The 2,260-nt window shown below is 72.1% G+C and carries 3 protein-coding genes; 1 reads left to right on the top strand and 2 read right to left on the bottom strand.

All coding sequences use genetic code 11. From position 1 onward, the window contains the following. Positions 1-132: 132 nt before the first annotated feature. Entirely contained in the window at positions 133-906 is a 774-nt protein-coding gene (locus tag ACFU7Z_RS38865; RefSeq protein WP_380782876.1) for a class I SAM-dependent methyltransferase, read from the bottom strand. A 90-nt stretch (positions 907-996) separates the two neighbouring features. On the opposite strand from ACFU7Z_RS38865, the gene ACFU7Z_RS38860 reads away from it, so the two are divergent. Beyond that, positions 997-1,611 (top strand): hypothetical protein, encoded by a 615-nt coding sequence (locus ACFU7Z_RS38860; protein ID WP_380782874.1) that lies wholly within the window; start codon positions 997-999, stop codon positions 1,609-1,611. A gap of 28 nt (positions 1,612-1,639) precedes the next feature. Here the strand turns inward: ACFU7Z_RS38860 and ACFU7Z_RS38855 are convergent, their stop codons facing one another. Then, entirely contained in the window at positions 1,640-2,140 is a 501-nt protein-coding gene (locus ACFU7Z_RS38855; protein WP_375876956.1) for a hypothetical protein, read from the bottom strand. Between the last annotated feature and the right edge of the window lie 120 nt (positions 2,141-2,260).

The following is a 2,260-nucleotide window of genomic DNA, read 5'->3' as shown; positions in this document are numbered from 1 at the left end:
GCCCCACCCGCATCCACACACTCTGCACCCAACACGGCATCGCAACAACGGCCTGAGCCTGACCTAGATCGAATACTTCGCCAGCAGAGTCGCCGAGCCGACTTCCTGTGCGGCGGCAGCCGCCGACAACGCCTACCCGGCCGGCCGCTCGCCGGCGAGGACCAGGCGGTAGCCGTAGTCCATGCTGTCCCGGTCGAGCAGGTCGGCGTACCGCCGGTGCCACGCCCCCGAGGCGAGGTCGGCCCGCAGCCGCTCGACGGCCGGCTCGACCACCTCCGGCGGCAGCTGCGCGAAGGTCGAACTGGCCTGCCGGACCACCGAGTCCAGGTAGTGCTCGGGCCGCCGCCAGTGGGCGATCTGGAAGCCGTCGGTGAAGTCCCAGGGAACGGGGAAGGGCAGCACGGTGTGCGCGTCCAGGGCCTCCACCACCTGCTCCAGCGGCGTGAAGCGGGAGTCCTCCAACTCCCTGATCTCCGGCAGGTAGTCCTCCAGCAGCCACAGCTGCGGCCGGTGCGCCGGATCCCAGGTGAACACCGCCTGCCGCCTCGCGACCCGCCGCAGCTCGGCCAGCCCGCGCCGCGGGTCCGACCAGTGGTGGACGGTCAGGACGGCCATCGCCGCGTCGAACGCCCCGTCCTCGAAGGGCAGTTGCTCGGCCGAGGCCTTGACCTTCCGCTCCCCCGGATGCTGGTCGAGCATGACCTGCGACGGGTCGACGGCCGTGACCTCGGCGTCCTCCGGCTCGTACGACCCCGCCCCCGCACCGACGTTGACCACCGTGCGCGCTCCCCGCAGCGCCGACCCGATCAACGCGTACAGCCGCGGATCGGGCCGACGGACCTGCCGGTACCCGACGCCGATCCGGTCGTACCTCGCCGTCCGGCTCTCCTGCCCCGTGTGCCCCATCCGACCAGCCCATCAAACGGGACCACCGGAGGCAACCGCTTCGCGTGAACCCGCACCGACGGGGGAGGCCGTGGCGGTACCGTCGGCCGCATGACCGAACTCAGCGACTGGACCTACGTGGTGACCGACATCGAGGTGGACGGCCCGTGGCCGGGACCGAACTCGATGCGGTCCTTCGCGTCCGTGGCCACGACCATGGACGGCCGGACCTTCGGCGAGTTCGAAGCCGTCCTCGAACCGCTTCCCGGATCGGCCCCGAACCCGCGCACGAAGGAATGGTTCGACTCCGAGCCGGGCGCCTGGGAGGCCGCGACGACGAACCCGGAGCCCGTCACCGACGTCATGACCAGGTACGTCGAGTGGGTCCGGTCCCTGCCCGGCCGGCGGGCGTTCGCCGCGGCACCCCTGTCGTTCGACGGAACCTGGATCGACTACTACCTGCGCCGGTTCACCTCCTTCGGGCTGCACCAGGGCCCCTACGAGCAGGATCTCCTCTTCCACGGCCCGGCCCTGTGCCTGCGCTCGTACACGGCGGCACTGACCGGCCGACCGCCCGCGGACCTCCCGGCACCGGCACTGCCCCCGCACTGGCTCGGCGGCGTGCGGCACACCCACAAGGCCCTCGACGACGCGCGCGGCTTCGCCGAGCTGCTGCACTTCCTCACCCGGAACTCCGGGACGCCCGCCATCACCTTCGACACCTGAGGACCACCCCGCGACCACCGGTCCCCGGTCACGCCTCCGGAAACGGCGGAGCGTCGTCCATCACCCGCAGCAGCCTCCGCGCAGCCCCAGCCTCCTCCGGCCGCACGGAGGAGGCCACACCCACGATGACGGACCAACCCGCGTGGACGGCCCTCCTCGCGGCCGCCTCCAAGTCGACCTGCGGCCGACGGCTCGCGCCGTGCCGGTCGCCGGCTGCCGCGGCGGCGGAGTGCCACTGGTCGGCCTGGCAGATGCTTCCCAGCAGGTCCAACAACTCGGCCTTGCAGACCACGTGCGGCGCCCCGACCAGTTCGAGCAGGAACGGGACTGTGGGAGCCGTCACCTCGCCGACGACGAACCCCAGCGCGCAGACGACATCGGCCAGTTCACCGACAGCCCTGCGGGCCGAGCCCTCGTCCCCGTAGGCGATCCGGGACAGTAGCGGGGGAATGCGGCCGGCCGGAGCCCCGGTCACATCGCGCAGCTCTCCCCAGCGAACCCCGGACACCGTCCTCAACAGACGTCCCACCCCTGCCCCTCCATCCGATCCTCGCGCGAGAAGTCGGCCGGCCCGACGTCTCGCGCGGCCCAACACTCCTACCGCCGCCCCGGAAGCACCAGGAAGGCCCCCCGGCCAAGACGACAAGCC

Origin of the sequence: Kitasatospora sp. NPDC057518 (genome assembly GCF_042802075.1) — a bacterium.
Lineage (GTDB): Bacteria > Actinomycetota > Actinomycetes > Streptomycetales > Streptomycetaceae > Kitasatospora.
Note: the sequence above shows the minus strand (reverse complement) of the source record. Positions and strands in the feature narration are given on the sequence as shown.